Origin of the sequence: Mesorhizobium sp. M7A.F.Ca.CA.002.05.1.1 (assembly GCF_003998335.1) — a bacterium.
Lineage (GTDB): Bacteria > Pseudomonadota > Alphaproteobacteria > Rhizobiales > Rhizobiaceae > Mesorhizobium.
Map to the genome: position 1 here is coordinate 1 of NZ_RZQI01000304.1, position 6,306 is coordinate 6,306.

Genomic DNA, 6,306 nt, shown 5'->3' on the forward strand with positions numbered 1-6,306 from the left:
GTGCGACATCGCCACGGCTTTGATACCGACGCTGGCCTCGGCTGCTCGTGTCCTATGACACTAAGCCGGCCAGCGTCGGTATCAAAGCCGTGGCGATGTCGCACGGCGCCTGTCGGCGAGAGCGGGACGCTCGGCGCGATAGGTGGTGGCGCGGGTAGAGGCGGCCGGCCTGCAGATCCTGCTGTTGTGGCGATTTTCGAAAGCCATGATCAGTGCGCGCCCAGCGAGTTGCCGCGACGGGCGCAAGCAGGGCCGGGGCCGCGCATGTAATAGCGCTCGGGCCGATAGGTCGGCGCGACGAATTCGCGGATGGCGGCGGCATAGCCGATGAGGTGCGCGAGGAAGTTCATTACCCTTGTCCCTGTCCCGATTTTCGGATGTCCCTTCCGAATTGCGGTCATCATAGCGTCGAGGCGTGAATAGTCGGTGAACGTGATGTTAATATCTGGTCGAAAATGCCTCGCTTCGTGGCTGGATTGCGGCTGATTCGGGGTCTTTCCGTGCAGTTGGCCGGCATTCCGGCCAATGTGACTTTTGCATCACATATGTTTCGTTTGAATGTCGCGCGCGCGCGGTTCTGTTTCAACTTTTGCCGCGCCCGCGAAATTCAGGTGCTGGCGGCCATAAGGCCTCGGGCGCGCCCTTGGCATCCAGATCGGTCCGTGAGCGCGGAACTGGAGCGCGGTCTGTCCGTTCTCACCTTCATCTGGTTGTGGAAGGGAGATATCATGGCGCCGCGTCCGGCCTGGAGAGGCTATTTAAAGCTTTCGCTGGTCACCTGTGCCGTCGAACTCACCAATGTCGTCACCCACACGGAGCGGGTCTCGTTTCGCATTCTCAACCGCAAGACCGGCAACACGGTGAAGCGCCTCTATGTCGATGCCGAAACCGGCAAGCCTCTGGGGGAGGATGACGAGATCAAGGGCTATGAACTCGACGATGGCGATTTCATCCATATCGAGGAAGACGAGATCGAGGCGGTGCAGATCGAATCCTCGCACACGATGGCGCTCGACGGTTTCGTCGACAAAGCTTCGATCCAGCAGATCTATCTCGATACGCCCTATTATGTCGCGCCGGCCGACAAGGTGTCGGAAGAAGCGTTCGCCGTCATTCGCGACGCGATGGCGGGCAAGAAGATGGCCGGGTTGGCGCGTATCGTGCTCTACCGACGCGAACGGCCGGTGGTTATCGAGCCGCTCGGCAAAGGCATGGTGCTGACGACGCTGCGCTACGACAACACGGTGCGCCAGCAGGACACCGTCTTCGGCGACATCGAGTCGGTGAAGACCGATCAGGAGATGACCGACCTCGCCGAGTTGATCATCGACAAGAAGAAGACGAAGTTCGATCCCTCGAAATTCGACGACAAATACGAGGACGCGCTGCTGGAGCTGATCCGCGCCAAGAAGGCCGGCCACAAGGCGCCGAAGGCCAAGGCGGCGCCCAAGCCTTCCAATGTCGTCAATCTGTTCGACGCGCTGAAGAAGAGCCTGTCAGATTCCGGATCATCGAAAAGGTCTTCGTCGGCGAAAGCCAAGCCGGCGGCCAAACGCGCCAAGCCGAAAGCCAGCGCGCCCAAACGCAAATCGGCCTGAGGAACCCAACGGATGGCCAGCCTCGAACAATATCACTCCAAGCGCGATTTCAAGAAAACCGCCGAACCGGCCGGCAAGGTCGCCCGGACCAAGCAGGGCGGCGCGGGCGGCATCTTCGTCATCCACAAGCATGCCGCGACGCGGCTGCATTACGACCTGCGCCTCGAGCATGACGGCGTGCTGTGGAGCTGGGCGGTGACGCGCGGCCCGAGCCTTGATCCGCATGAGAAGCGACTGGCCGTGCATGTCGAGGATCACCCGATCGACTATGCGCCGTTCGAGGGCACCATTCCCAAGGGCGAATATGGCGGCGGTTCGGTCATCGTTTGGGACGAGGGCACCTGGACCCCCGAGATCGACCCGGCCAAGGCGATGAAGAAGGGCCATATCAGCTTCGAGCTCAGGGGACACAAGCTGCATGGGGCATGGCATCTGGTGCGACTGAAGCCGCGTGCGGGTGAAAAACGCGACAACTGGCTGCTGATCAAGTCGGACGATGCCGCCGCGCGTCCTGGCGAGGACATCCTCAAGGAGGCGCCGGAATCGGTGAAGTCGGGCCTGACGATCGAGGAGGTCGGCGAGGGCAAGGCCGCGAAGGGTGAGAAGCCGAAGGTCTGGCATTCCAACAAGCCGGCCGCCGGCAAGACGAAGGCCGCGGGCAAGAAACTCGACTTCATCGAGCCGCAGCTGGCCACGCTGGAGCGCGATGCGCCGCCGGGCAAGGACTGGCTGCATGAGGTGAAGTTCGACGGCTATCGCATGCAGGCGCAGATCGCCGGCACCGATGTGCGGCTGCTGACCCGGACCGGCCTCGACTGGACGAAGAAGTTCGGCGGCGAGATCGTCGCGGAGCTGGCCGGGCTGAAGTGCAGCGACGCCATCATCGATGGCGAGGTGGTCGTGCTCGCCGACAGCGGCGTCTCGTCTTTCGCGCTGTTGCAGCAGGATCTGTCGGCGAAGCGGACAAATCGCTTCATCTATTACGTATTCGATCTGATGCGCCTCGATGGAAGGGATTTGCGGCGCGAGCCGCTGGTCGAGCGCAAGCAGGCCTTGCAGGATTTGCTCGGCAAGCAGTCCGACAATCCGGCGGTCCGCTTCAGCGACCACTTTTCCGAACCCGGCAAGATCATGCTGGAGCATGCCTGCCGGATGGGCCTGGAAGGCGTCGTCTCCAAGCGTGCCGATGCACCCTATCGCAGCGGCCGCGGCCCGACCTGGGTGAAGTCGAAATGCACGGCGCGGCAGGAATTCGTCATCGGCGGCTATCTGCCGTCGGACAAGACCGGGCGCGGCCTGCGCTCGATCCTGGTCGGCTTCCACGAGGGCGGCAAGCTGCATTATGCCGGCCGCGTCGGCACTGGTTTCTCCGGCAAGGGCGCCAACGAGCTGAAGGCAAAACTCGATGCATTGACGGCAAAGACATCGCCCTTCTCCACCGCCGTGCCGAAGGGCAAGGGCCTGGTCTGGGTCAAGCCCGAACTTGTCGGCGAAGTGGAGTTTCGCAGCTGGACCTCGGACCGTATAATACGCCACGCCTCGTTCCAGGGATTGCGCGAGGACAAGCCGGCGGAGGAAGTCGTGCAGGAAAAGCCCAAAGCGTCGACAGGCAAGACATCGACAGGCAAGAGCACGGCCAAGCCGGCATCGGGTGGCAAAGCCGCCGGATCGATGACGACCACGGTAAAACTCTCGCATCCCGACAAGCTGCTGTGGCCGGATGAAAACATCTCCAAGCAGGGCCTGCTCGACCATTACGCGCAGGTTTGGCCGCGCATGGAACAGTTTGTCGTCAACCGGCCGCTCAGCCTGGTGCGGGCGCCGGACGGTGTCGGTGGCCAGCGTTTCTTCCAGAAACATGCCTCGGCCGGTATGAGCGACAAGATCGCGCGCATGAAGGATCCGACTGACGGCGAGGAGATCTTGTACATCCGGGATTTCGATGGTGTCGCCGCACTGGTCCAGTATGGCGTGGTCGAGATCCACATCTGGGGGTGCACGATCGACGAGATCGAAAAGCCCGACCAGATCATCTTCGATCTCGATCCCGATGAAGGTATCGACGTGAAAGCGGTCCGCGAGGCGGCACTCGATATCAGGGGCAAGCTCGACGAGCTGTCGCTGCCGAATTTCGTCAAGACTTCGGGCGGCAAGGGTTTTCACGTCATGGTGCCGCTGAGACCAGCGGCGGATTGGGATGAGGTCAAAACCTTCGCCCATGATTTTGCCCGTGCGCTGGAGCAGGGTGCCCCCGACCGCTACACGGCGACGCTGTCGAAAAAAGCGCGCACTGGAAAGATCTTCGTCGACTATCTGCGCAATGGCAGGGGCTCGACGACGGTCGCGCCCTATTCGTCACGCGCCAAGAAGGGCGCCACCGTGTCGATGCCGGTGACCTGGCCAGAGATCGAGGCCGGCTTGGCGCCGAACGCTTTCCCGATCGGCGGCAAGACTACGCTGAAACAGCTGGCGAAAGCCGATCCGTGGTCGGATTTCTTTAAGCAGGGCAAGGCTCTGAGGCGGGGTTAACGCTTCGCCCGTTCAAGACAGAAACACCCTCTCAAACGCCTGTCTACCCGGCGGCGAGAAGATCACCGCGCGGCTGTCCTTCTCGCGGCGCGCCCATTTCTCGGCCAGGATCTTCTCGAGGATGGCGGCGCCCAGCGTGCCGGCGAGGTGCGAACGGCGCACGCTCCAGTCGAGGCAGGCGCGGCACACCGGCCGGCGCGGCTTGGTATAAACGTCGATGCCTATCGCCGCGAAATGCGAAGCCGCCGATGGCCCGAGCCTGATCTCCTGTTCGTCGCGGACCAATACGTTCTTGGCGACGAGCCGATCGAGCATCGCCACCGCCTGCTCGCCGGCGAGGTGATCGTAGCAGACGCGCGCCACCCGCATGGCACCATCGCGCGGACCGGGGCGCACACGCTTTGGACCGACGGCTTCCGCGACGCCTGTGATGGCTTCGATCATGCCGGCCACCTGCGGTCCGGCGAGGCCGTAATAGCGATGCCGGCCCTGGCTCGCCACCGTGAGCAGCCCACCTTCCATCAGTTTGCCCAGATGCGAGCTGGCGGTCGGCAGCGAAACGCCGGCCTCGAGCGCCAGTTCGCTCGCCGTCAGCGCCGTGCCGCCCATCAGGGCATTCAGCATGTTTGCCCGTGCCGGGTCGCCGACCAGGCTGGCGATGCTGGCGATGTCGGGTCCTTCACGCATAGTTCGTTCCTCATCGAAGCGTTCTTGTCAGATAATCACTATTCTCAGGTGAGATCAAGGAGACGACGATGGCCGCACGAACCGCTTTCCCCTCAGCCTCGCTCCCCAGCCGTCAATTCTTCCCGTTCGTCACCTGGCTGCGTTCGCGGCTGCTGGCCCGCTGGTATGACCGCCATTTGCAGCGTCTGGACCTTGCCGAGATGGATGATCATCAGCTGCGCGATCTTGGGCTAACGCGGCAAGACGTGCGCCGCGAATGCGCGAAGTCCTTCTGGCAGCCCTAGCAGACCAGACGACACAACGTTTCGATGCCGCTCGAACTATCGACGCACCCCAAGGAGACCACAATGACCATCACCTGCTTCATCCGCTACGAGATCGACCCGTTCGGCAAGGCGGCCTTCGAGGAGTATGCGCGCAATTGGGGCCAGGCCATTCCACGCTGCGGCGCCGATCTGATCGGTTACTACGCGCCGCATGAGGGCTCGGCGACGACCGCGTATGCCGCCTACAACATCGAGAGCCTGGCCGCCTACGAAGCCTATCGCGCCCGGCTTGCCGCCGATCCCACCGGCAAGGCAAACTACGAATTCGCCAAGCGCGAGAGGTTCATCCTGAAGGAGGATCGCATGTTCCTGAAACTGGCCTCAGGCCCGCACGCGAAACTGGTGCTGCCGTGATTGCCGTGATCTTCGAGGTCGAGCCGGCGGAAGGCCGGCGCGACGCCTATCTGAGCATCGCCGCGGACCTGCGTCCACTGCTCGACGGCATTGACGGCTTTCTTTCCATCGAGCGTTTCCAGAGCCTGGCCGATCCGAACCGCATCCTGTCGCTGTCATTCTGGCGCGACGAGGAAGCCGTGAAGGCCTGGCGCAACACCGAGGAACACCGCCAGGCGCAGAAGGCCGGCCGGGGCGGTATCTTTGCCGGCTACCGTCTGCGCATCGCCCATGTGATGAGGGATTATGGACTGACGGAGAGAGACGAGGCGCCTAGGGATAGCCGGGCGGTGAATGGGTGAGTGGCAAGTTTCTTCCTTCTCCCCCTGTGGGAGAAGGTGTCGCCGCAGGCGACGGATGAGGGGTGTTCCAGGGAACGCCAACGTCTCACTCCGCTGGAACACCCCTCATCCGTCTCGGCGCTGCGCGCCGATCCACCTTCCCCCACAAGGGGGGAAGGGAAAAAACTATGCATTCCCGATCAGCACGCCGGCCGCGAACACCAGGGCGCCACCCAGCACCACCTGGAAGGCGGCACGCAGGAAAGGCGTCTGCATGTAGCGGTTCTGGACAAAGGCGATCGCCCACAATTCGAAGAACACCACCACCGCGGCAACCCCGGTGGCCGTCCAGAAATGCGGAATGACATAGGGGAGCGCGTGTCCGAGACCGCCCAGCGTCGTCATGATGCCGACGGTCAGACCGCGCTTGATCGGCGAGCCGCGGCCCGACAGCTTGCCGTCGTCGGAAGCGACTTCGGTGAAGCCCATCGA

Annotated in this window: 8 protein-coding genes; 5 read left to right on the top strand and 3 right to left on the bottom strand. The window is 62.9% G+C overall.

Annotated elements, in window-relative coordinates; genetic code table 11:
- Positions 1-209: 209 nt before the first annotated feature.
- Positions 210-350, bottom strand: a complete 141-nt coding sequence (locus tag EN939_RS16825; RefSeq protein WP_013528645.1) for a hypothetical protein — start codon at positions 348-350, stop codon at positions 210-212.
- A 378-nt stretch (positions 351-728) separates the two neighbouring features.
- Here EN939_RS16825 and ku point away from each other — a divergent pair, with 378 nt between their 5' ends.
- Together ku and ligD are read left to right on the top strand one after the other, a co-directional pair.
- Positions 729-1,598 carry a non-homologous end joining protein Ku gene (ku, locus tag EN939_RS16830; RefSeq protein WP_127268915.1) on the top strand — a complete coding sequence of 290 codons (870 nt, stop codon included), beginning with the start codon at positions 729-731 and terminating at the stop codon, positions 1,596-1,598.
- A gap of 12 nt (positions 1,599-1,610) precedes the next feature.
- Positions 1,611-4,127, top strand: coding sequence for a DNA ligase D (gene ligD, locus EN939_RS16835; RefSeq protein ID WP_127268906.1), 2,517 nt, complete (start codon positions 1,611-1,613; stop codon positions 4,125-4,127).
- A 12-nt stretch (positions 4,128-4,139) separates the two neighbouring features.
- On the opposite strand, the gene EN939_RS16840 is transcribed toward ligD, so the two are convergent.
- Positions 4,140-4,814, bottom strand: a complete 675-nt coding sequence (locus EN939_RS16840) for an ArsR/SmtB family transcription factor (RefSeq protein ID WP_127268908.1) — start codon at positions 4,812-4,814, stop codon at positions 4,140-4,142.
- 68 nt (positions 4,815-4,882) lie between these two features.
- On the opposite strand from EN939_RS16840, the gene EN939_RS16845 reads away from it, so the two are divergent.
- The 3 genes from EN939_RS16845 to EN939_RS16855 all read left to right on the top strand — a co-directional run bounded on the left by EN939_RS16845 (position 4,883) and on the right by EN939_RS16855 (position 5,835).
- The gene (locus tag EN939_RS16845; RefSeq protein ID WP_127268910.1) at positions 4,883-5,098 is read left to right on the top strand and encodes a DUF1127 domain-containing protein; all 216 of its coding nucleotides are present in this window, start codon (positions 4,883-4,885) and stop codon (positions 5,096-5,098) included.
- A gap of 63 nt (positions 5,099-5,161) precedes the next feature.
- The gene (locus tag EN939_RS16850) at positions 5,162-5,494 is read left to right on the top strand and encodes an NIPSNAP family protein (RefSeq protein WP_127268912.1); all 333 of its coding nucleotides are present in this window, start codon (positions 5,162-5,164) and stop codon (positions 5,492-5,494) included.
- Positions 5,491-5,835, top strand: a complete 345-nt coding sequence (locus EN939_RS16855; RefSeq protein ID WP_127268914.1) for an antibiotic biosynthesis monooxygenase family protein — start codon at positions 5,491-5,493, stop codon at positions 5,833-5,835. The genes EN939_RS16850 and EN939_RS16855 overlap by 4 nt, the downstream gene beginning before the upstream one ends.
- A 165-nt stretch (positions 5,836-6,000) precedes the next feature.
- On the opposite strand, the gene EN939_RS16860 is transcribed toward EN939_RS16855, so the two are convergent.
- Positions 6,001-6,306 (bottom strand): VIT1/CCC1 transporter family protein (locus tag EN939_RS16860; protein ID WP_206528300.1); only part of this gene is annotated, 306 nt, incomplete at its 5' end.

Coding starts and splice junctions, on each gene's coding strand:
- ligD (WP_127268906.1), top strand. CDS start 1,611: ATGGCCAGCCTCGAACAATATCACTCCAAGCGCGATTTCAAGAAAACC.
- EN939_RS16825 (WP_013528645.1), bottom strand. CDS start 350: ATGAACTTCCTCGCGCACCTCATCGGCTATGCCGCCGCCATCCGCGAA.
- EN939_RS16840 (WP_127268908.1), bottom strand. CDS start 4,814: ATGCGTGAAGGACCCGACATCGCCAGCATCGCCAGCCTGGTCGGCGAC.
- ku (WP_127268915.1), top strand. CDS start 729: ATGGCGCCGCGTCCGGCCTGGAGAGGCTATTTAAAGCTTTCGCTGGTC.
- EN939_RS16845 (WP_127268910.1), top strand. CDS start 4,883: ATGGCCGCACGAACCGCTTTCCCCTCAGCCTCGCTCCCCAGCCGTCAA.
- EN939_RS16850 (WP_127268912.1), top strand. CDS start 5,162: ATGACCATCACCTGCTTCATCCGCTACGAGATCGACCCGTTCGGCAAG.